We start from the raw sequence: 20,500 nt of genomic DNA, 5'->3' as shown, positions 1-20,500 counted from the left end.
GACGCAACGGCGGAGTCGCCAAATCCCTCTTCGAACAACGCTACCGCCGCTTCGCGCGACGACACCGACAACGAACTACGTGGATGCATAAAACTGCTCCCCAGGAATCGAAACTGAATTATTCAGTCCAACTCCCGGGGAGCAGTTCAGAACCCGACCGGGGTGCCTCTCGTGAACTGCTGCTGGCTACGCGGCGTCGACGAGCTGCTCGGAGCGCACGGTCTCCATGGCACGCGACCATGAGACGACCTGGTCGACCATCGGAGCGAGGTTTCCTGCGCTCTGCTCGGTCGGCTTGAAGGTGGAGAAGTTCTCGAAGTCGGTGAACAGCGAGAACATCAGCGACTTCTGCACGTGGGCGACCTGCAACTCGGAGAGCACACCGCGAAGGTGCTCAACGGCGCGAACGCCCCCCATCGAGCCGTAGGAGACGAAGCCGGCGGCCTTGTTGTGGAACTCCGCGCTGAGGTACGACAGGGCGTTCACCAGGGCGGGCCCGGCGGTGTGGTTGTACTCGTGCGCGACGAAGATGAAGCCATCGAACTCGTCGATCCTGGCCGACCAGGCCTTGGTGTGCTCGTGCTGGTAGTTCTGCATCGAGGCCGGGTACGCCTCGTCAAGGAGGGGCAGGTTGAAGTCGTTGAAGTTCACGACCTCGAATTCGGCGTCGGTGCGGTCGGCGACCTGGGAGTGGACCCATTCGGCGACGGTGGAGTTGACGCTGCCCGGGCGGCTGCCGCCGGTGACGATGGCGATCTTGGTCATGTAATGAGTACCTTTCATAAATGTTGAAGTGTCAACAAACGTGACACCCGGTGAAAGGCTGCCGGGCAGGACGATATTCCCGCCCGGCAGCGATTTCGTTGGACTAAGCGAGGATCTTGAGGCCGGTGTTCCAGTTGAACGTGTCAAAGGCCGGGTTGGCCTGGAGGGTCATCAGCACGAACTGGAAGCCTTCGAGTTCGCGGGCGCGGCGCAGCGGGCCGACGTCGATCGGCCGGAGACCCGCATCCGTTACGAAGCCCACGACGGCGGCCTTGGCCTCGTCTGAGTCCGACGCCACGAAGACGTCGAGCGGCAGGCCCTCAACGGCGCCCTCGATGAGTGTGCCGGCGAATGTCGTGTTGAATGCCTTGACGACGTTGGCGGCGGGGGCCAGTGCGGCGATCTCCTCGGCGGCGGAGCTGCCGGGCGCGACGACCAGGGAGTCGAAGGTTGCGAAGTCGACCGGGTTGGTGATGTCGATGACCGTCGTGCCGTCCAGCGCGGCGGCGAGGGAGGTGACGACCTCCTTGGCTGCGTCGAACGGAAGGGCGAGCACGACGATGCTGCCGAGGTTCGCTCCCTCGATCGCACCGGAGGTGACGCCGGCGCCGAGCTCGGTGGCCAGGGCCTGGGCCTTGGCGGGCTCGCGGTCGAGGACCTGCAAGCTGCGTCCGGCCGCCACGGCCCGGGTACCGATGCCGCGGGCCATGTTGCCGCTGCCGATGATGGTGATGTCTGTCATGTGTTCCACTCCTTGGTGTGGTCAGCTGAAGCGATCGAGTTACTTGAAGCAACAACTAAAGAATACGCCCGTTTGGTTGAAGCGTCAAGTTAAAGTTAGAATCTCCGTATGACTGAACCGCGGTGGCTGACGGAAGACGAACGGATCGCCTGGTTGCGCCTGGTCGCGGTGACCATGCTGCTGCCCGCCCGGCTGGAGTCCGAGCTCAAGCGCGACGCCGGGCTGTCGCATTTCGAGTACTACGTGCTCGCCATGATCTCGGAGAGCGACGAAAAAGCCCTCCTGCTCACCGAGGTCGCCTCACGTACCAACGCCTCACTGTCCCGGCTCTCCCATGTGCTGACCCGGCTCGAGGCGCAGGGGTATGTGAGGCGCACTCCGTCGCCCAGCGACGCCCGCGCGTCGGTCGCTGCGCTGACCGATGCCGGCTGGGCGAAGGTCGTCGCCAGCGCTCCCGGCCACGTCGAAGAGGTGCGCTCGGTCGTCTTCGACCCGCTGTCCCCCGGCCAGGTCGCCCAGCTCAGCGACATCTGCAGCCAGTTGCTCACAACCCTCGACCCCGACCACCGCCTCCTCGGCCTGGACTGACCGGGCGGATGCAGCGGTGCAGCCCAGCGGTAGGCGCCAGCAGTAGACGTCAGCGGCGGACGTCAGCGGCGCAGGCCAGGTGTCGCCAGTAGCTGACCGTCGTGCGTCACGGCAAGCACCTCGACCGAATAGCGCCGGGTGCAGTCATCAAGCGCGGCCTCGCCGCCGGCCACGATCGTCGTAGCCAGCACGTCCGCCGTGACGATGTCTGCGGCGAGCACGCTGACCTGGTGGAACGGCAAGGCGCCGCCCGGAAACGGGGTCCAGATGTGCTCACCGCGTTCGGCGCTTCCCGACGTCGCAATCGCGGGCAGGGCGGCCAGGCTGAGATTCGCCAGCACGCCCTTGCGGTCCCCAGGGTCGACCACCGCGACCGACCAGGCGACGCCGGGCCCGGGGTGGCCGCGCGTGAGGATGTCGCCCCCGGCGTTGATCGACCAGTGCGCGACCCCGAGTCCTGCCAGCACGTCGCCCGCAGCCGCGAGCGCGAGCGCCTTGACCACGCCGGAGAGGTCGATCACGCCGTCGCCTCGGTGCGGCGTGAACACGCCGCCGGTGCGTTGGCGCCAGCCGATGGCCACCGTATAGGCGTCCCGCAGCTCCCGGCTGGCGCCCGTGAGCCGGATCTCGCCGCGCGCCAGCCGGCTCAGCTCAGAGTCCGCGCGGTACAAGCTGAAACGCCGGTCCCAGCGCTCAAACACCGCTTCGACCGCGCTCCGGGCCTGCTCCAACCGGGCGCCGCCCCCTCCGGCCGGTCCGCCCGGGTCCAACGCGAATCGGACGCTCACCACGGTCCCCATCGACGGGAAAACGTGGGACTGGAGGGCAGGGACGCCCCCGCCGGCACCGGCCTCAGAAGCCGGCAGCATCGAGGGCCGCCTGCAGCGAGGTGAGGTAGCCGGTACTGGTGTACGTGGCGCCGCTCACGTTCTGCACGTTCGCAGACTGGGCCTGCAGCACCTCCGAGCGCAGCACCGGGACGGCGCGGCTGTTGATCGAAGCGGATCTCCCGTCACGAGACGTGAGCTGCACGGTGCTCACGTCGCTGATCGTTCCGCCCGCCACCGTCACCGCGACCTGCACGGTGCCGAACCGCGTCTCCACCGCGGTGCCGGTGAATGTGCCTGAAGCGGTGTCGGGGGCCGGCGTCGGTGTGGCCGGCGTGCTGCTGGTTGGTTCCGGCGTCGCGGGTGCTGCCGGGGCGGGGGCGGCCGTGGCGGCCGGTTGCGGGCTGGCCGTCGTGGGACTCCGCGCCGAACCCGGCGTCGGGGCGGCGCCCGATGCGTCCGTTCCCGGTAGCGCCAACTGGCTCACGTGCACCTGGCTGCCCAGTTCCCACCCGGTGCCGATCACCGCAACCGAGGCGAGGGAGGCGATGACGACCGCGCGCGCCCTCACCAGTCGAACCGTTCGTAGTGGATCTGGCTGGCACGCACGCCACCGGAGGCGGCATCCCGCACCACGGCCTCGGTCCAGAACCGGGGGCCGCAGATGTAGAGGTCGGCGTCCGGCAGTTGCGCCGCCAGGCCGGCCAGGTGGATGCCGGCGGCCACGGCATCCGCTGGGAGCCAGCTGTCGATGCCGGGCGCGCGGTGACCGGCGATGATGCGCAGCTGCGCGCCGCGTTGGCGGCAGATCTCGGTCACCTCGTCGGCGAGGTAGGCGTCGGCCAGGGTCGGCGCCCGCAGGATGACCGTGGCATCGCCCGGCGCAAAGGATGCGGTTTCCAGCAGCGACCGGATGGGCGCCACCCCGATGCCGGACGCCACCATCACGATCTTCTGCGACGTCCGCGCCCGTTCGGTGAACAGGCCGTACGGGCCTTCGAAGCTCACCAGGGTACCGGGCGGCACTGCGGCGAGCGCGGCCGACCCGTCCCCGAGGCCCCGGACGGTGATACGCAGCCCGCCTGCCGACGGGGCGCCGGAGAGTGAGAACGGATGCGCCTGCCACCAGAGTCCGGACGTCCAGAACCGCCAGATGAAGAACTGTCCGGCCGAGGCATCGAGACGTTCGAGCGCCCGGCCGGTGAGACCGACCGAGACCACACCAGGGCCGACCCGGCGGATTCCGGTGACCACGAGCCGGTGACGCAGCGAACGCGCCACCGGCACGATGAAACGGAAGAGCAGGATCGACCCGGCGACGCCGATGTAGAGCGCCAGCCAGTAGTAGCGCTGCAGGCTCCCGTCGGCGAACAGCGACCCGACGCTGAGCTGGTGCGGGATCGCCACCAGCACCGCGGCGTAGGCCAGCAGGTGGACGGCATGCCAGGCCTCGTAGGGGAAGCGGCGCCGCACGACCACGAGGGAGGTCACCACGACGAGGATGAGCAGCCCGAGGGCGAGGTAGGCCAGCGGCATGTCCGGGACGGTGAGCAGAATCCAGACCTGGTCGAAATAGGAGCTCGGCTGAAGCATCGCGTAGCCGCCGACCAGCAGGGCGGCATGAGCCAACAGCAGGTAGAGAACCGGTTTGCCGAGCGACCGATGAAGCGCCATGGCCCGGTCATGGCCGAACGTCTGGTCGACGAGCGGGAGGCGGGCGGCCAGCAGGAGCATGACCAGCAGCAGGTCGGACCCGACGAGTCCGCACACCACCCCCAGTGACGAGAGGGTGTCGGCGGGCGTGGCGAACTGGGAGGCGCCGCCGTCGGCGAGGAACAACGCCATGACGACGGCTACCGACACGATGCAGAGCACCTGGAGGGTGTCGGCCACCTGCAGCCGGGCGCGGTTCACCGCGACCGGCGTCGGCGCGAGCCGTCGGGGCGCGATACGGGTGAACTGGCTCATGGCGACAGCCTCGCCCCACAGCCAATGCGTGAAGTATGACCCGGCTGTGGATTACCTGTGGATGCGACGGGTCCCGGCGCGGACGGGCTAGACGACTCCCTCGTCGTCGAAGTCGACCGGCCGGTCGTCCGCGTCGATGCGCTGTTCCTCATCGACCGGGCCTTCTTCGTCGGCCGGGTTCAGCGCGTCGTCGACCTCGCGCTCCTCGTCTGGGGCGTCGACGGTGTCATCGGGTCGGCGGGGCCACAGTCCATCCGGGTCGCTTGGCATGTCGGACCCCCTCCTCATGGGGCGTGGTGTCCCACTGGGTGCCACGCTACGCCGGCGCGTTCTGGCGGGCAATCCCCCGGCGGCGCTCACCCGCGCGCGCCAGCAGCACAATCGCTAACGCCACCCCGCCGCCCAGCGCCGTCTCCGCCGCCCGGTCGACCATCAACGTCGGCACGGGCAGTGGACTGGCCAAATGGGCGACGGTCAGGGCCAGGGGCGTGATGAACAGCAGTGCCGCGCCGTAGTGCCGCCCGACCAGGATCTCAGCACCGAACTGGCCGATTCCGATCACCACAACGAGCACCCACAGTGATGGCCCGGGGAGCAGCACCACACCGGTGACCAGCACTCCGACGGCCGTGCCGAAGATGCGATGGAAGGCGCGCGAGATCGAGTGGCGCCCGCCGGCAGCCGGCAGCACGGCGACCACAGCCACGACCGCCCAATACGGGTGTCCGATGCCGACCAGTGTCGCCAGCCCCCCGGCCACGAGCACCCCGACCGCGGTCTGCAGAATGGTCAGCCACACGATCGGCGAGCGCCACGCGGCCGGGCGCGCACTGGTCTGCCGGGGCAGCAGCTTGAACAGCTCGGAAGAACGGTCGCCGCCCATCCGGCGAAGCGCCCAACCGGACATGCTGAGGAGCCAGGCGAACACCGCGACGAGGACGCCGACCAGTACGCGCACCCCGTATTCATCCGCCGGGGTGGGCACCTGCGCGCACACCGCATACGCGAACACGAAGAAGATCGGCGTGCCCGGCAACAGGTGCGCGGTGGATGCGATGAGTATCCCAACCACGATCACCGCCAGGAGGCCCGCGGCGAGCAGCGGCAGGGAGGCGCCGATGGTTGCCATCAGGGTGCCGAAGGCGATGCTGGCGACGAGGACGACGGCCGCCGTGGTGACCGTGCGCACCCGGACCCGGTACGGCTCGCTCCGACCGTAGAGCGAGGTCATCGCGCCGAACGATGCGTATGGCGCCCAGTCGGCATGGCCGATCGCGATCAGCACCGTGAGCGGGATGACCGCGGCGAGCGCGGCCCGGGTGGCCACCTCCACGTCGAGCGCCCGGAGCGACTGGAGGCGCTGCAGCAGGGTTTCCGGGTGGCTCTGTTCGTCTTCTTCCTGGCGGTCGCCGGTCATCAGATCTTCTCGATCGGCGCAATCTTGATCAGGAGCTTCTTCGCGCCCGCGGTGTCGAATTGCACATGCGCGATGCGCTTGGTCCCCTCACCGGTGACCTGGTTGACGCGCCCGTCGCCGAAATCGACGTGACGGATGCGGTCGCCCGCTTCGAGGGTGAGGTCGCCGTTGTCGCGCACCTGCGCGGTGACCCGGTTGGCCCATTCGGTCTTCGGCTTGGGGGCAGGCGGCAGGCCCTGCGGCTCCCGCTTGCCGAAGCCGTACCCGTCGCGGCGGGCGTTGAGCGCGCGAGGCTGGGTGCCGCCGCGCGAATTCGCCATGCCCGGCGACTGCCTCCAGTCGATGAGGTCGGCCGGGATCTCCTGCAGGTAACGGCTCGGCATCGCCACATTGATATCCCCGAATTGGGCCCGGGTCATGGCCAGCGACAGGTAGAGGCGCTGGCGGGCGCGGGTGATGCCCACATAGAACAAACGGCGCTCCTCGGCCGGTCCGCCCGGCTCGCCGGCCGACATCTGGTGCGGCAGCAGGCCCTCTTCGACGCCGGTGAGGAAGACGGCGTCGTATTCCAGGCCCTTGGCGGTGTGCAGTGTCATCAGCGACACCGTGCCGGAGGAGTCGTCGAGGTCGTCGGCCGCGGCGACCAGGGAAACCTGGGTGAGGAAGTCGACCAGGCCGGCATCGGGGTTCTCCCGGTTGAAATCCTTGGTCTGGGCGACGAGTTCTTCGATGTTCTCCGCGCGGGCCTCGTCCTGCGGGTCGCGGCTGCTCCGGAGCGTCGAGAGCAGGGTGCTCTGCTCGAGCAGGAACACCAGCACGTCGGAGACGCTCGACGCCCCCGCCGGCTGGTTCGGGTCGAGCATGAGCGTCGCTTCGTCGAGCAGCCGGGCCAGTTGGAGGATCGCGCCGGTCACCTTCGGGCCGAGGCCGAGGGAGGCGGCATCGCGCATGGCCTGCCGATAGGTGAGGCCGTTGTCTTCGGCGAAGCTGCCCAGCTGGGTCTCGGTCGCCGGGCCGATGCCGCGCTTCGGGGTGTTCAGGATGCGGCGGAGCGCTAACTCGTCGTTGGGGTTCGCGACGGCGATCAGGTAGGCCAGGGCGTCCTTGATCTCGGCGCGCTCGTAGAACTTGGTGCCGCCGACCACCCGGTATGGCACGGCGGCGCGCACCAGGATCTCCTCCAGGGCGCGGGTCTGTGCGTTGGTGCGGTAGAACACGGCGATGTCCCGGTAGGCGGTGCCGGCCCGGTGCAGCACCTCGATCTCGTCGGCGACGAACTGTGCCTCGTCATGGCCGGAGTACCCGGTGTACCCGACGATTTTCTCGCCGTCGCCTCCGGCCGACCACAGTTTCTTGTCCTTGCGGTCGAAATTGTTCGAGATCACGGAGTTCGCGGCGGAAAGGATGTTCTGCGTCGAACGGTAGTTCTGCTCGAGCAGCACCACTTTCGCGCCGGGGAAATCGCGTTCGAACTCGGTGATGTTGCGGATGTCCGCACCCCGGAACGCATAGATCGATTGGTCGGAATCACCGACGACGGTCAGCGATGCCCCGGGGATCGCGCCGCTGTTGTCCTGCACGCTCTTCACGTGCAGCCCCTGCGCCTCCAGCTCGTCGGCGAGTTCGGCCTCGACTGGCCGGGTGAGCTCCCTCACCAACGAGTACTGGGCGTGGTTCGTGTCCTGGTATTCGTCGACGAGGATGTGCCGGAACCGACGGCGGTACAACGCCGCGACCCGGGGGAAGGCGCGGAACAGGTAGACCGTCTCCCCGATGAGGTCGTCGAAGTCCAACGCGTGGGCCGCGCGCAAGCGCTGGGTGTATTGCCGGAAGATCTCGACGAACATGACCTCCTGCGGGTCGCTCATGTTCGCGTTGCGCGCGTACGAATCGACATCCGCCAACTCGTTCTTGAGTTTGGAGATCTTGGCGGATGCGCTGGCCGGGGTGAAGCCGAGGGTGTCAGCGTCGAGCGCCTTGATGATGCGTTTGAGCGTGACCCGGGTGTCAGCGGAGTCGTAAATGCTGAATGTGCTGGTGAGGCCGGCTTTCTCGGACTCGGCGCGGAGGATGCGCACGCAGGCGGAGTGGAAGGTGGAGATCCACATGCCGCGGGCGCTGTCGCCGACCAGCGCCACGACGCGCTCCCGCATCTCGGCGGCGGCCTTGTTCGTGAAGGTGATGGCCAGGATCTGGCTCGGCCACGCCTCGCGGGTCTCGAGCAGGTGCGCGACCCGGCGGGTGAGCACGCTGGTCTTGCCGGAGCCGGCCCCGGCGATAATCAGCAGGGCGGGGCCGCGGTATTCGACCGCTTCGAGTTGCTGCGGATTGAGTCCGTCGAGCAGCGAACTCCGGGAGTAGCCGCTTCTCGGGTCGTGCACGATTATGGGCGCCCCGGAGACTCGTTTCGCGGTGGTTTCGTCCGGGCCGTAGAGCGTCGTCATATCGGTTTCAAGTCTAATCGCTGGGGCCGACACGATCAGTGGCGCCTCGGCTCGTTGATCAGCGGGCGGACAGTTCGTCGCGCACCGCCACCGCGAGGTCGGGCTGATCGGCGAACACCCCGTCGATCCCGGTGGACATGATGGTGCGGAACTCGGCCTGCCAGTATCCGTAGTCGGCTTTCAACCTGCCGCGCCGGAACGTCGCGGCCAGGAACGCGTTCTCCGGCCGCAGCGTCCAGGTGTAGATCTCCAGACCTGCGGCGTGGGCCTCGTCGACCAGCTCGGAGGCTCCGACGACGCGGCCGCCGGCATCCGTTTGCAGGATCAGGGACTTCGCGACGCTCACCCCGTCCACAACACCGCCCAGCGCGAACAGGCCCGATTCGGTGATGTCGTCCGCGTAGCGGGTCGCCCGGGCGCCGAACCGGGCGACCAGGTCGAACGGTTTGCCCGTCGCTTCGATCAGGTACACCCGTTTGCCGTCGATGCCGCGGGCGTGGATGCTGGCGAGCACGGTGCGTTCGAAACTCTCGATCGTGAGCCGTCCGTCGCGCTGGTTCCAGCCGGCGTCGTTCACCGCGGTGGCGAACAGCTCGTCGAGTGGCAACCCGATGGACTCGAAATAGGTGGCGTGCTTGATTTCGGCGACCATGCCGAGTGGCCGCGCCACTCGCTCTGTCGTCGCGTCGATGATCTCGAACAGGTCGGCCAGTCGCAGGATCGGGTAGCGACCGTCGAAGGTGGCGCTGGACTTGCGGAGGCCGGGCAGCCGTTCCCTGGCGCGGAGGGTGCTCAGCTGCTCCCAGGTGAAGTCCTCGGTGAACCACCCCGTGAGTTCGACGTCGTCGATGCGCTTCGTGGTGCGGAGCCCTTGGAATTCGGGGTGGGCGGCGACATCCGTGGTACCGGAGATCTCGTTCTCGTGGCGCAGCACGAGAACCCCGTCGCGGGTGGACACGATGTCGGGCTCGACCGCGTCGGCACCCAGCGCGAACGCCAGCTCATACGCGGAGCGGGTGTGCTCGGGGCGGTACCCGCTCGCGCCGCGATGCCCGATGACGAGCGGATGCGACGGTGGGCGGTCGGACATTTCCCCAGATTAGTCGCGGCCTGCCAGAATCGCTGGTGTGACCATTGCGACCCAGCCCGCCAGCGAGCCCGTGGTGCGGCCGCCGGTGCGGTGGCGTCGCTTCCGGCTCCGGCGCGCAGTCGGCCTCGCCGGAATCGCCCTCGGGGTCGCCGCCACCAACCTCAGCAGCACCTACAGCCTGTGGTTCCTGGCGATCGGCCCGGCTGTGCACGCGATCGGCTGGTTGCTGCTGCCCGGGGCGCCGTGGCGCCGGATCGTGGTGCTGCTGCCCTGCCTGCTGGCCGGGCTTGCCCTGCTGGCCGGGCCGGAGTTCGCCGGGTCGTTCGCGGTGCTCCTGGCGGGCTGGCTGCTGGTGCGACACCGTCCGCTGGTCAGCTACCTGGCCCTGGCCGTGCCGATCCTGGCAAGTTTCGCGTTCAAGCAGGCGCTGCACGAGTACGCTCAGAACTGGGTTCTGTACACGGTGGGCACCGCGGTCACGGTGGGCAGCGCGTGGCTGGCGTGGTGGTTGGCCGTTCGCTGGGCCAGCTTGCGGCGAACGCCCAGCCAACCTGTACGGACTCTCAGGTAGATTGGTGGCGATGCCGGCCATGGCGCCGGCTCCCACTACCGCTGATTGTGAGCAGAGGACACCATGGCAAGCTCGAACCCCGCATTCTCCCGCAACCCGGCATTCGCCGCGCCCGGCACGGTGGCTGCCGCGAAGACGCTGTCTGACGCAGAGCTGCAGGACCTGTACAACGCCCCATCCGCCGGCTCACAGGACACCAACCGGATGTCATACGAAGACACGATCGCCAAGACGGCGCTCAGCTTCGGCATCCTCGTGGTCGCCGCCGCGATCGGCTGGTTCCTGACCCCGGTTCTCGGCATCCTGCCGGCCATGCTCGGAGCCATCGTCGGGCTGGTGCTCGGACTGGTCAACAGCTTCAAGAAGCAGCCGTCCGCGCCGCTGATCCTGGCCTACGCCGCGTTCGAAGGACTCTTCGTCGGCGGCATCTCGATGATCTTCGAGACCACCTGGCCGGGCGTCGTGCTTCAGGCCACCCTTGCCACGCTGGTGGTCGTCGGCGTCACGCTCGCCCTCTTCGCCAGTGGCAAGATCCGCGCGTCCAAGAAGGCCACCAAGATCTTCCTGATTGCGATGATCGGCTACCTGTTGTTCTCGCTGGTCAACGTGGTGATGATGGTCACCGGTGCAACCGACAACGCTTTCGGCCTCCGCAGCCAGGAGGTCTTCGGCATTCCGCTCGGCCTGATCATCGGCGTCCTCGCCGTCATCATGGCCGCGTACTCGCTGGTGCTTGACTTCGACTTCATCCAGCGCGGCGTGAACAACCGTGCCGACCGTAAGTACGGCTGGTCCGGCGCGTTCGGCATCATGGTCACCGTGGTGTGGCTGTACGTGGAGTTGCTGCGCCTTTTCGCGATCTCGCGCAACTAGCGTCCACCGCGCATCTGCTGCAGAAGGGCCGGTCCTCCTCGGGGGCCGGCCCTTCGTGCACCTCGCCGATTTGAGTTCGGTGAGGAACAGGCGCGGGGTTAGGGTGTGAGCGTGAATCGTTCGCTGTGGACCTGCCCGCGCTGCGGCCGCACCTTCGCCAACGTGAGCCAGAGCCACACCTGCGCACCGCTCGGCGACCTTGATCGGCACTTCGACGGCACCGATCCCGTCGTTCGGGCCATGTTCGACCGGCTGGTCGGCGAGCTCGGGCCGGTCGACGTCCTGTCCGAGAAATCGCGGATCGCCCTGCACGTGCGGATGAGTTTCGCCGCCTTCATGCCCCGCAGGCACTGGCTGGACGGGCACCTGGTGCTGGCGCGCGTGGCGCGGCATCCGTTGTTCCGTCGCACGCAGGTCTTCTCGCCGCGCAACGTGCTGCACGAGTTCCGCCTCACCGTGCCCGCCGAGATCGACGCCGCGTTCCTGGCGCTCCTCCGCGAGGCCTACGCCGTCGGCGAGCAGCGCCACCACCCCAGCTGACGGAGGCCGCCCCGCCCGCCTCGCCGCTATGCTGCACCTGCGCCGGTATGCGGCAGGCATGCCACCCGCATTCCGGCGCATCTGGCGCACACGCGCAAACAACGGATGCCGTACGGGCGTTGGGTTATGCGGGGGTGGGGCGGCCCGGAGCGAAGCGGAGGGTTGCGCGCAACCCCTCATTGTCTGAGCTGAAGCGCGAGTCTCGACAGCCTCGACCACCGCGAATCACGGGAGGCTCCTACTCCCACTCAATCGTCCCCGGCGGCTTCGACGTGACGTCGAGCACGACCCGGTTGACCCCGTCCACCTCGTTCGTGATCCGATTGGAGATCTTCGCCAGCAGGTCGTAGGGCAACCGGGTCCAGTCCGCGGTCATCGCGTCCTCGCTCGACACCGGCCGCAGCACGATCGGGTGCCCGTAGGTGCGGCCGTCCCCCTGCACGCCGACCGACCGCACGTCGGCCAGCAGCACGACCGGGCACTGCCAGATCTCGCGGTCGAGACCCGCGGCGCTGAGTTCGAAGCGCACGATCGCATCCGCTTCACGCAGCAGGTCGAGCCGTTCCTGGGTGACCTCGCCGACGATGCGGATGCCGAGTCCGGGGCCGGGGAACGGCTGGCGCTGGACGATTTCCTCCGGCAGCCCGAGCTGGGCGCCGATCGCGCGTACCTCGTCCTTGAACAGGGTGCGCAGTGGCTCGACCAGTTCGAACTGGAGGTCCTCCGGCAGTCCGCCCACGTTGTGGTGGCTCTTGATGTTCGCGGTTCCGCTGCCGCCGCCGGACTCGACCACGTCGGGGTAGAGGGTGCCCTGCACCAGGAAGCGGATCGGGTCGCCGCCCTCCTCAGCCGCCTCGGCGACGAGGTCGGCCTGGGCCTGCTCGAAGCTGCGGATGAATTCCCGCCCGATGATCTTGCGTTTCTGCTCCGGGTCGCTCACCCCGGCCAGCGCGGTGATGAACGTCTCCCGGGCGTCGATGGTGACCAGGCGCACACCAGTCGCCTTGACGTAGTCTTCCTCGACCTGTCTGCGTTCATCCTGGCGGAGCAGGCCGTGGTCCACGAACACGCAGACCAGCTGGTCGCCGACCGCCTCGTGCACGAGTGCCGCCGCGACCGCGGAGTCGACACCGCCGGAGAGTCCGCAGATGACCTTGCCGGTGCCGACCTGGTCGCAGATGCGCGCCACCTGCTCGGCGATGACGTTGCCGCTGTTCCAGTCGGCGGGGATCCCGGCGGCGCGGTGCAGGAAGTTCTCCAGCACGTGCTGCCCGTGTTCAGAGTGCTTGACCTCCGGGTGCCATTGCACGCCGTACAGCTTGCGCTCGTCGTTGGCGAACGCGGCGACCGGGGTCGACTCGGTCGAGGCCAGCACGCTGAACCCGTCCGGCGCCTGGGACACAGAGTCGCCGTGGCTCATCCACACCGTCTGCGATTCCGGCTGCCCGGCGAGCAACGCGTTGCCGGCATCCGTCACCGAGACCGGGGTCGACCCGTACTCGCGCCCGCCGGTGTGGGCGACCTCGCCGCCGAGGGCGGTGGCCATCACCTGGAATCCGTAGCAGATGCCGAGCACCGGGATGCCGAGGTCGAAGATCGCCGCGTCGAACTGCGGGGCGCCGTCGGCATAGACGCTCGACGGCCCGCCGGAGAGCACGATGCCCACCGGGTTCTTCTCCATCACCTCGGCTGCGGTCACCGAGAACGGCACGATCTCCGAATAAACGGATGCCTCGCGCACCCGCCGCGCGATCAGCTGCGCGTACTGCGCACCGAAGTCCACCACCAGCACCGGGCGGGCGCTGGTGGATTGTTCGACGACGTGGGCCGCTGCCCGTTCCTTCTCCTGCAGTGTCAGGTCCTGCGCCCCGGCCTCGCTCATGACTGCACCTCCGCGGGGATCGCCGCGTCCCGGTCGGTTCGCGCGGACAGGTATTCCCGTACCTCGCGGGCCACCCGCAGTTCGACGAAGAACGAGAGGGTGGGGATCACCCCGCCGAGCGCGATCAGCACGAACCGGGAGAACGGCCAGCGCATCAGGCTCCACAAACGGAAGTCGCTGAACAGGTACAGCACGTAGAACCAGCCGTGGGCGATCAGGATGCCGGTGCTGAGGTTCACGGCGGTGATGGTGCCGGCCGGGACGAAGGCGAGGAAGCCATTCGTGCCGCCGAGTTCGAGTTCGTGCCCGAACGCGTACTTGATGATCATTTCCGCGCAGAGCAGCAGCAGCATAACGCCGGTGATGACCGACGCCACCTGGTACAGCCGGAGCGCACCGGGGATTCTGGGCACGTCGGCAGTCTTGGGTTCGAGAGGCATGCCCCCAGTTTACGTGCCGGGCGACGGCGGCGAGGCCGCCAGCGAACCGGCATCGGCCAGTGCGGCTTCTTCCTCTTCTTCCCGCTCGACCGCGTCCCGCACCAGCCGGTACCAGAGGAACACCGCGAACCCGGCGAACACCGCCCACTCGGCGGCGTAGAAGACGTTCAGCCAGTTGAGGGCGACGTCGTCGTCCGGGGCCGGCGAGTAGATCAGGTCCAGGCCGTGTTGGGCCCCGGCGTCGACGATGTAACCGGCATAGACCGGCGCAGTGAAGTCCGGCCACAGGTTGATCAGGGCGGCAACCGACACCGCCGTCATTGCGTGCGGGTCGGTGCCCTCCGGCGGCACGACGGGCGCCTCGCTGGGCAGGAAACGACCGGTGACGGTGACGGATGACGCGCCGGCGTCGCCCGACGCGGCAAGGGAGCGGATCGCCGAACGGGCGGCGGCCTCGTCGGCCGCGAAACCGCGGGCGACCGGGATACTCGCGGAGTCGGCATCCGTCACGAAGTGGCTGACCACCCAGTAGCCGTCCTCGCCCTGGTTCACGCGGTCGCGAATCAACTGGTCGTCGCCGGCGACGAAATGTCCGGCGACGGACACCTTCTGCCCGGTTGCGCTTTCGTTGACGGGTCCGCCGGGTTTCGCCACCTTATCCAGGGGCAGCGCCGTTTCGGTGCTGCGCTCCACGACCTCACCGGAGACGATGGCGCGTTCCAGCTGCCATTGGCCGAGCAGCGCGAAGGCCGCCGCGATACCGAGGGCGAGCAGAAGGGCAAGCACCCAGCGCGGGCGCACCATCATGCGGATCACGAGTAGTCGTTCGTCCGTTCGTCTGTGGAGGGTTCGTCGAGCGGGATGTGCTCGGCGATGAATGCCGTCATGGCGTCGTCCGCCATGACGGCGTCAGTGGCGCCTTTATCGGCGGAGGCAGGATTGTTCGGGGTATTCCCGGCCGGTGCGAGGTCGGCGGCGTCCGTCGCCGGGGCGGAGCCGCCGGGCCGCGTGCGCCCGACGACGCGTTGCGCAGCCGTCCTGGCGGCGCTGTCGCCGCTTCGACGCTGACCCGCGGTGATCGCCTCGACCAGCGCGATCTCCTCGTCAAGCATCGGGTCGCGCTCCGACTTCCGCGCCGGCGGCCGCCGCCGACCGCCCGGCAGCAGGCCGCCGATCCGTTCGGAGTTCGAGGCGAACAGAGGACCCAGGATCGCCATGATCAGCACGTAAAGCCCGGCGAAGGGCTGCAGCCGATGATCGAGGCCGGCAGCGATCGACAGGGTGGCCAGAATCAGCGTGAACTCGCCGCGGTTGACCAGGATCGCCGCCGCATTGATGCCTTCGACGGCGCCCATCTTGTTGAGCCAGGCCAGGAACATGCCGGAGAGGATGTTGAGGGCGAAGGTCATCACCACGGCGATGATCACAAGGGTGGCGACGGAGCCGAACTCCGCCACGTTGAGGGCCAGCCCGAAGTTGAGGAAGAAGAAGGCGCCGAAGACGTCGCGAAGTGGAACTGCCACCCGCTCGATCTTGGTGCGGTAGGTGCTGGCGCCGAGGACCACGCCGATCAGGAACGCTCCGATCGCGTCGGTGACCCCGATCAGCTCGCCGATCCCGGCGAACAGCACCGCCAGGCCGAAGAACAGGATCGTGAACAGTTCATCGTCCTTGGTGCGGACCAGACGGGACACCACACGGCCACCCCAGCGGGCGACCGAGAACATCACGATGAGGAACAGGAACGCGATCGACAGTTGCAGCACGATCGGCCAGACCTCGGTCTTGCCGCTCAGCACGACCGACACGATGGCCAGATAGATGGCGATGAAGATGTCCCCGACCACGGTCACGCCGAGGATCATCGGCGTCTCCTTGTTCGGCAGTCGCCGCAACTCGATCAGGAGCTTCGTGATGATCGCGCTGGACGACGTCCCGGTCATGCCGGCGATCACCAGGGCCTCGCGGGTGCCCCAGCCCACCATCATGCCGAAGGCGAAGCCCACACCCATATTGAGGAGCACATACGAACCACCGGAGACCAGCAGCTTCCCGGCGTCGTTGAAGAACTCCTCCTGGTCGAACTCGAGCCCGAGGCTGAACAGGAGCAGGATCAGCCCGAAGATGGCGATGAGTTCGATGTCGGCCGATTGGAAATCGAGCGGGAACCAGCCGGAGTGCGGGCTTGCGAGGAGCCCGACGACCATGTACACCGGAATCGACGGCAGTCCGACGAGCTTGGCGAGACGGCCGAGTACGTAGGCGACGACCAGCAGGACGCCGAGGGTGATGAGGTCTTCGCCGAGGTGCATCCGTTATCCTCCTGGCGGCGCGTCGACGGTCCTGGCCGTCACCGCCCCGGTGCGGAAGAACGCGAACGCCTTCGCAACCTTCTCCGGCGAACCGGCCACGACCAGCGTGTCCCCGGGGAACACCTTGAAGTCGGGTGCCGGAGCCGGACTGGCCGACTCACCGCGGACGACCGCGACGACGGTGAGGCCGGCGATGCCGCGCTCGGCCGGGTTGCCGAGCGGTTGCCCGGCGATGTGGTCCTCGTAGTCGACGGTGAACCAGTCGATGGACAGGCCAGGGATCTGGTCGAGCGCGGTCAGCGACTCGGTGATCTGGGTACCGCCGAGGAGTTCCGCCAGGGTGTGCGCTTCGTCCTCGTTCAGGCGCAGCGACACCTTGTTGGCGTCTGGGCCACCCTCGTCATCGGCGAAGGTGATCAGGTCGCTGTGACCGGAGCGGTGGGCGATGACACCCACTTTGCCGCCGTCATCCGTTACGAAGGTGTGGAGCACGCCCACACCAGGAAGTTTGACCCGCCGAACGTCAACCATTGTTTGCGACTCCTGGGAATTGGGGGCAGTACCCCTCATTCTATCGGAGCCCCCTCGGCTGCATCGCGCCGGGTCGCCGGGGAGCGGATGCTGCGGTTCGGTTCGCCGCCCGGCCCCGGCGCGCCCTCCCCGGCTCGCCCCGCCCCGGCGCGCCCCAAACGGCGGGGCACCCCAGCCCCGGCGGTAGCGGCTCGCCCTTTCGGTGGCCAGACCCCTGGACTACCGCCCCCGACGCGCCCCAAACGGCGGGCCGCCGCCGCCACGGCGGTAGCGACCCGCCCTTTCGGTGGCCGGGCCCGTGAACCACCGGTCGGGTCGGGTGACCCCGGGGGCGGCAGGCCGGTAGGGCCATGGATGATCCGGGCCGCTACACAGTTTCCACAGGCGCGGGCACGGGCGACTTGTCCACAATTCGTACCTGGAGCGGGCTACTGCCCGCCCTGTCTTGCGAACATGGTCGACATGCCCGCAGCATCCGTCACGAGAACCCGACTGCTTGCCGCCGTTGCCCGTCCGGACGGCCTCATCCTCGCCGCCGACGCGGGCGCCGTGGGCCTGAACCGGGAGTTGCGCACCGAACTGGAACGCGGCGGCGTCATCCGCTTGCGCTGGGGGGTGTATATGCCCACGACGGCATGGACCGCGCTCAGCATGGATGCCCGCTACCTCGCCACGGTCAGGGCCTGTGCGGTCATGAGCGAGCGACCTCCGACCTTCTCCCACTATTCCGCGGCGGCGGTTTGGGGGCTTCCACGCGTCGGAGCCTGGCCGGACAGCGTCCACATCCTGGTCCCACCCGCGGCGGGAGGGCGCTCACGAAACAGGATTATTCGGCACCCGGACGACGGATCCGCGGACGTTGTCGAGCGAGATGGCTTGAGCGTCACGAGCGCAGCGTCCACAGCGGTGGCGATGGCACGCATCCTGCCGTTCCCGGAGGCCGTGGCCATGATGGATAAAGCCATCCATGTTCCCCGCTACGGCTCCGCCCTCGCGACGCGAAAGGAGCTCGATGCGGCCGTTGCCGCGCTGGGCGCGTCCGGTCGCAGCGTGGGGCGCACGGCAGCGCAGCGGGCGGCGGCGTTCGCCACGACGCTTTCCGGTTCCTGCGGCGAGTCGATCAGCCGGGCGCACATGTTCCTGCTCGGATTCCTCCTCCCCGAGTTGCAAACGCCGTTCTCGGATGCTGAGGGGCTCATCGGGTACACCGACTATTTCTGGCGCACCGTGAAGCGGATCGGGGAGTTCGACGGGCTCGGCAAGTACCTGCGTGAGGAGCATGCGCGGGGACGCACTCACGCGCAGATCCTGATCGAGGAGAAGATCCGCGAGGATCGGCTCCGCGCCTGCGGCCCATCCGTATTCAGGTGGGGGTGGGCGCAGGCAATGAATCTTTCGACCTTTGGCGGGTTCCTGGCGCGCAACGGGATCCCGCGAGTGCGGTGAGCCGGCGCCACACCGCGCTGCGGCGCCCGCAGTTGCGCCTGCGGCCCTGGCCCGGTTCTGCGCCCGCACGCTGCGCCCGCACCCTGCGAGAGACGTGACTACTCGAGTCAGCGGCGCGGACGCAAAGCGCCCACACGCGCCCGAAAAGGCGACCCGCGCCTGCCACGGCGGGCGCGCCCAGCGCTTTGGGGCGCCCCAACGCCGGCGAGCCCACGACCCCGACCCCCACCGACGTGCGCGCGGACGGCCGCCGAGGGTACGAAAAGGCCGGTGGCAGGCCGCAGGCGGCAGAGACCCTAAGAGGTGGCGGCGATGTCGGGCGCCTCCAGGCGCACCCGGTCGGCCGACTCGTCGTCAGGCTGCTCCTGCGATTCACGCTCGGCCGCCACCCGCTTGAGGTAGAACGCGACCTCGCGCTCCTCCCGCTCGGTGTCCCAGTCGAGCACCCCGGCCATCAACCGGGCGGCGACCGGCGCCGCAGACACGCCACGGTCCCAAGCCTCAATCGAGATGCGGGTGCGTCGCGCCAGAACGTCCTCGAGGTGCAGTGCGCCTTCGTGGGACGCTGCGTAAACGACCTCAGCGGCGATATAGTCGTCGGCGCCGGGGAGCGGGTCCGCCAGGGTCGGGTCCTCACGGATCAGGTCGAGCAGCTCATCGGTCATAGTCCCGTAGCGGTTGAGCAGATGCTCGATTCGCACCCGGTGCAGGCCGAACGCGTGCGCGATCTTGCCGCGCTTGTTCCACGCCGCCTGGTAGCCCTCGGCACCGAGCAACGGGATGTTCTGGGTCGTCGATTCGGGGATCTTGCCGTCGAGGGCGTCCACCGCCGCGTCGATGGCGTCCTTCGCCATCACCCTGTAGGTGGTCCACTTGCCGCCGGCGATCACCACCAGACCGGGCACGGAATGCCCGACCAGGTGCTCGCGGGAGAGCTTGGACGTTTGGTCGGACTCGCCGGCCAGCAGCGGCCGAAGGCCGGCGTACACGCCCTCCACGTCCTCACGGGACAGCGGCACGGCGAGTACCGAGTTGACGTGCTCGAGCAGGTAGTCGATGTCGGCTGCCGTGGCCGCGGGGTGCGCCTTGTCGAGGTGCCAGTCGGTGTCTGTGGTGCCGAGCAGCCAGTGCCGACCCCACGGGATCACGAACAGCACGCTCTTCTCGGTGCGGAGGATCATCCCCATCGAGCCCTGGAACCTGTCACGCGGCACGACCAGGTGGATACCCTTCGACGCGCGCACCTTGAACGTGCCTCGCTCGCCGACCATCCGCTGGGTGTCGTCGGTCCACACGCCGGTGGCGTTGACCACCTGCTTGGCGCGCACCTCGAAGCGCTCACCGGTCTGCAGGTCGTGGGCCTGCACCCCGACCACACGCTCGCCGACCTTGATGAAGCCCTCCACACGCACCCGGCTCGCCGCGTGCGCGCCGTAGAAGGAGGCGGTGCGCACGAGCGACGCCACGTAGCGCGCGTCGTCCACCTGCGCGTCATAGTAGGTCAGGCCGCCGACCAGGGCGTTCTTGTCGAGGCTCGGCATCGCCCGCAGCACCTGGCTCTTGGACAGGTGCCGGTGATGCGGCACGCCGGGGGGTCGGCCGCCACTGTAGGAGAAGAGGTCGTAGAGCAGCATGCCGGCACCGACGTAGAGGCGCTCGGTGAACCGCTTGTGCAGCGGATACAGGAACCGCACCGGCTTGACCAGGTGCGGTGCGAGGACCTGCAGCAGCAGGCCGCGTTCGATCAGGGCTTCCCGCACCAGGCGGAAGTCGAGTTGTTCCAGGTAGCGGATGCCGCCGTGCACCAGTTTCGAGGACCGGCTGGAGGTACCGGACGCCCAGTCGCGCGCCTCCAGGATGCCGACGCTCAAGCCACGGGTGACCGCGTCCATCGCACTTCCGGCTCCGACGATGCCGCCGCCGACGACGAGGATGTCGAGTTCCTTCTCCTTGAGCCTCGCGAGCGCCGCTTCACGCTCGACAGGCCCGAGTTTCGTGGACCGTGTGACTGAGTTCGGCTTGGCCATTGGTGACTCCCATCCGTCAGTGGTGCGTAGTCTCGAC

General features: G+C 68.4%; 20 protein-coding genes. 5 read left to right on the top strand and 15 right to left on the bottom strand.

Annotation, left to right across the window (positions count from 1 at the left end):
- Positions 1 to 186: 186 nt before the first annotated feature.
- Together AB4Y94_RS11660 and AB4Y94_RS11655 are read right to left on the bottom strand one after the other, a co-directional pair.
- Entirely contained in the window at positions 187 to 765 is a 579-nt protein-coding gene (locus tag AB4Y94_RS11660) for an NADPH-dependent FMN reductase (protein WP_441727983.1), read from the bottom strand.
- Positions 766 to 868: 103 nt separating this feature from the next.
- Positions 869 to 1,507: an NADPH-dependent F420 reductase gene (locus AB4Y94_RS11655; protein WP_441727982.1), complete on the bottom strand. Its 639-nt coding sequence runs from the start codon at positions 1,505 to 1,507 to the stop codon at positions 869 to 871.
- Positions 1,508 to 1,615: 108 nt separating this feature from the next.
- Between AB4Y94_RS11655 and AB4Y94_RS11650 the strand changes: the two genes are divergently transcribed.
- Complete coding sequence (locus tag AB4Y94_RS11650) at positions 1,616 to 2,095, top strand: MarR family winged helix-turn-helix transcriptional regulator (protein ID WP_441727981.1); 480 nt, start codon at positions 1,616 to 1,618, stop codon at positions 2,093 to 2,095.
- 62 nt (positions 2,096 to 2,157) lie between these two features.
- Here the strand turns inward: AB4Y94_RS11650 and AB4Y94_RS11645 are convergent, their stop codons facing one another.
- From AB4Y94_RS11645 to AB4Y94_RS11615, 7 genes are all read right to left on the bottom strand, one after another.
- The gene (locus tag AB4Y94_RS11645) at positions 2,158 to 2,883 is read right to left on the bottom strand and encodes an FAD:protein FMN transferase (RefSeq protein ID WP_441727980.1); all 726 of its coding nucleotides are present in this window, start codon (positions 2,881 to 2,883) and stop codon (positions 2,158 to 2,160) included.
- A 64-nt stretch (positions 2,884 to 2,947) separates the two neighbouring features.
- Positions 2,948 to 3,493, bottom strand: coding sequence for an FMN-binding protein (locus tag AB4Y94_RS11640; RefSeq protein WP_441727979.1), 546 nt, complete (start codon positions 3,491 to 3,493; stop codon positions 2,948 to 2,950).
- Positions 3,490 to 4,890, bottom strand: coding sequence for a ferredoxin reductase family protein (locus AB4Y94_RS11635; RefSeq protein WP_441727978.1), 1,401 nt, complete (start codon positions 4,888 to 4,890; stop codon positions 3,490 to 3,492). Before AB4Y94_RS11635 ends, AB4Y94_RS11640 begins: the two co-directional genes overlap by 4 nt.
- Before the next feature lie 87 nt (positions 4,891 to 4,977).
- Positions 4,978 to 5,160: a hypothetical protein gene (locus AB4Y94_RS11630; RefSeq protein WP_441727977.1), complete on the bottom strand. Its 183-nt coding sequence runs from the start codon at positions 5,158 to 5,160 to the stop codon at positions 4,978 to 4,980.
- A 46-nt stretch (positions 5,161 to 5,206) separates the two neighbouring features.
- Positions 5,207 to 6,307, bottom strand: coding sequence for an FUSC family protein (locus tag AB4Y94_RS11625; protein ID WP_441727976.1), 1,101 nt, complete (start codon positions 6,305 to 6,307; stop codon positions 5,207 to 5,209).
- Positions 6,307 to 8,751 (bottom strand): ATP-dependent helicase, encoded by a 2,445-nt coding sequence (locus AB4Y94_RS11620; protein ID WP_441727975.1) that lies wholly within the window; start codon positions 8,749 to 8,751, stop codon positions 6,307 to 6,309. Before AB4Y94_RS11620 ends, AB4Y94_RS11625 begins: the two co-directional genes overlap by 1 nt.
- 58 nt (positions 8,752 to 8,809) lie before the next feature.
- Entirely contained in the window at positions 8,810 to 9,841 is a 1,032-nt protein-coding gene (locus tag AB4Y94_RS11615; RefSeq protein ID WP_441727974.1) for a glycerophosphodiester phosphodiesterase family protein, read from the bottom strand.
- A 37-nt stretch (positions 9,842 to 9,878) separates the two neighbouring features.
- On the opposite strand from AB4Y94_RS11615, the gene AB4Y94_RS11610 reads away from it, so the two are divergent.
- From AB4Y94_RS11610 to AB4Y94_RS11600, 3 genes are all read left to right on the top strand, one after another.
- The gene (locus AB4Y94_RS11610) at positions 9,879 to 10,412 is read left to right on the top strand and encodes a hypothetical protein (protein WP_441727973.1); all 534 of its coding nucleotides are present in this window, start codon (positions 9,879 to 9,881) and stop codon (positions 10,410 to 10,412) included.
- Positions 10,413 to 10,475: 63 nt separating this feature from the next.
- The gene (locus tag AB4Y94_RS11605) at positions 10,476 to 11,285 is read left to right on the top strand and encodes a Bax inhibitor-1/YccA family protein (protein WP_441727972.1); all 810 of its coding nucleotides are present in this window, start codon (positions 10,476 to 10,478) and stop codon (positions 11,283 to 11,285) included.
- 111 nt (positions 11,286 to 11,396) lie between these two features.
- The gene (locus tag AB4Y94_RS11600) at positions 11,397 to 11,825 is read left to right on the top strand and encodes a DUF5655 domain-containing protein (RefSeq protein ID WP_441727971.1); all 429 of its coding nucleotides are present in this window, start codon (positions 11,397 to 11,399) and stop codon (positions 11,823 to 11,825) included.
- A 238-nt stretch (positions 11,826 to 12,063) separates the two neighbouring features.
- Here AB4Y94_RS11600 and guaA read toward each other — a convergent pair whose 3' ends face one another.
- Genes guaA through AB4Y94_RS11575 form a run of 5 tightly spaced genes read right to left on the bottom strand, consistent with a single transcriptional unit; the run spans position 12,064 to position 16,990 of the window.
- Positions 12,064 to 13,707 carry a glutamine-hydrolyzing GMP synthase gene (gene guaA / locus AB4Y94_RS11595; RefSeq protein WP_441727970.1) on the bottom strand — a complete coding sequence of 548 codons (1,644 nt, stop codon included), beginning with the start codon at positions 13,705 to 13,707 and terminating at the stop codon, positions 12,064 to 12,066.
- The gene (locus tag AB4Y94_RS11590) at positions 13,704 to 14,147 is read right to left on the bottom strand and encodes a DUF3817 domain-containing protein (protein ID WP_441727969.1); all 444 of its coding nucleotides are present in this window, start codon (positions 14,145 to 14,147) and stop codon (positions 13,704 to 13,706) included. The genes guaA and AB4Y94_RS11590 overlap by 4 nt, the downstream gene beginning before the upstream one ends.
- Before the next feature lie 9 nt (positions 14,148 to 14,156).
- Positions 14,157 to 14,954 (bottom strand): SURF1 family protein, encoded by a 798-nt coding sequence (locus AB4Y94_RS11585; protein WP_441727992.1) that lies wholly within the window; start codon positions 14,952 to 14,954, stop codon positions 14,157 to 14,159.
- Between the two features lie 5 nt (positions 14,955 to 14,959).
- Positions 14,960 to 16,459, bottom strand: coding sequence for a cation:proton antiporter (locus AB4Y94_RS11580; protein WP_441727968.1), 1,500 nt, complete (start codon positions 16,457 to 16,459; stop codon positions 14,960 to 14,962).
- Between the two features lie 3 nt (positions 16,460 to 16,462).
- A complete protein-coding gene (locus tag AB4Y94_RS11575; protein WP_441727967.1) occupies positions 16,463 to 16,990 on the bottom strand; it encodes a cation:proton antiporter regulatory subunit in 528 nt (175 codons plus the stop codon).
- A 453-nt stretch (positions 16,991 to 17,443) separates the two neighbouring features.
- On the opposite strand from AB4Y94_RS11575, the gene AB4Y94_RS11570 reads away from it, so the two are divergent.
- Positions 17,444 to 18,436, top strand: a complete 993-nt coding sequence (locus AB4Y94_RS11570; protein WP_441727966.1) for a hypothetical protein — start codon at positions 17,444 to 17,446, stop codon at positions 18,434 to 18,436.
- Between the two features lie 296 nt (positions 18,437 to 18,732).
- On the opposite strand, the gene AB4Y94_RS11565 is transcribed toward AB4Y94_RS11570, so the two are convergent.
- Positions 18,733 to 20,463, bottom strand: coding sequence for a glycerol-3-phosphate dehydrogenase/oxidase (locus AB4Y94_RS11565; RefSeq protein WP_441727965.1), 1,731 nt, complete (start codon positions 20,461 to 20,463; stop codon positions 18,733 to 18,735).
- Positions 20,464 to 20,500: the final 37 nt, after the last annotated feature.

Source organism: Glaciibacter sp. 2TAF33, assembly GCF_052114945.1.
GTDB lineage: Bacteria > Actinomycetota > Actinomycetes > Actinomycetales > Microbacteriaceae > Cryobacterium.
The sequence above is the reverse complement of the archived record's forward strand: the minus strand, read 5'-3'. Positions and strand labels throughout refer to the sequence as shown.

Coding starts and splice junctions, on each gene's coding strand:
- AB4Y94_RS11605 (WP_441727972.1), top strand. CDS start 10,476: ATGGCAAGCTCGAACCCCGCATTCTCCCGCAACCCGGCATTCGCCGCG.
- guaA (WP_441727970.1), bottom strand. CDS start 13,707: ATGAGCGAGGCCGGGGCGCAGGACCTGACACTGCAGGAGAAGGAACGG.
- AB4Y94_RS11660 (WP_441727983.1), bottom strand. CDS start 765: ATGACCAAGATCGCCATCGTCACCGGCGGCAGCCGCCCGGGCAGCGTC.
- AB4Y94_RS11565 (WP_441727965.1), bottom strand. CDS start 20,463: ATGGCCAAGCCGAACTCAGTCACACGGTCCACGAAACTCGGGCCTGTC.
- AB4Y94_RS11590 (WP_441727969.1), bottom strand. CDS start 14,147: ATGCCTCTCGAACCCAAGACTGCCGACGTGCCCAGAATCCCCGGTGCG.
- AB4Y94_RS11620 (WP_441727975.1), bottom strand. CDS start 8,751: ATGACGACGCTCTACGGCCCGGACGAAACCACCGCGAAACGAGTCTCC.
- AB4Y94_RS11580 (WP_441727968.1), bottom strand. CDS start 16,459: ATGCACCTCGGCGAAGACCTCATCACCCTCGGCGTCCTGCTGGTCGTC.
- AB4Y94_RS11575 (WP_441727967.1), bottom strand. CDS start 16,990: ATGGTTGACGTTCGGCGGGTCAAACTTCCTGGTGTGGGCGTGCTCCAC.
- AB4Y94_RS11570 (WP_441727966.1), top strand. CDS start 17,444: ATGGTCGACATGCCCGCAGCATCCGTCACGAGAACCCGACTGCTTGCC.
- AB4Y94_RS11630 (WP_441727977.1), bottom strand. CDS start 5,160: ATGCCAAGCGACCCGGATGGACTGTGGCCCCGCCGACCCGATGACACC.
- AB4Y94_RS11625 (WP_441727976.1), bottom strand. CDS start 6,307: ATGACCGGCGACCGCCAGGAAGAAGACGAACAGAGCCACCCGGAAACC.
- AB4Y94_RS11635 (WP_441727978.1), bottom strand. CDS start 4,890: ATGAGCCAGTTCACCCGTATCGCGCCCCGACGGCTCGCGCCGACGCCG.
- AB4Y94_RS11655 (WP_441727982.1), bottom strand. CDS start 1,507: ATGACAGACATCACCATCATCGGCAGCGGCAACATGGCCCGCGGCATC.
- AB4Y94_RS11615 (WP_441727974.1), bottom strand. CDS start 9,841: ATGTCCGACCGCCCACCGTCGCATCCGCTCGTCATCGGGCATCGCGGC.
- AB4Y94_RS11585 (WP_441727992.1), bottom strand. CDS start 14,954: ATGATGGTGCGCCCGCGCTGGGTGCTTGCCCTTCTGCTCGCCCTCGGT.
- AB4Y94_RS11650 (WP_441727981.1), top strand. CDS start 1,616: ATGACTGAACCGCGGTGGCTGACGGAAGACGAACGGATCGCCTGGTTG.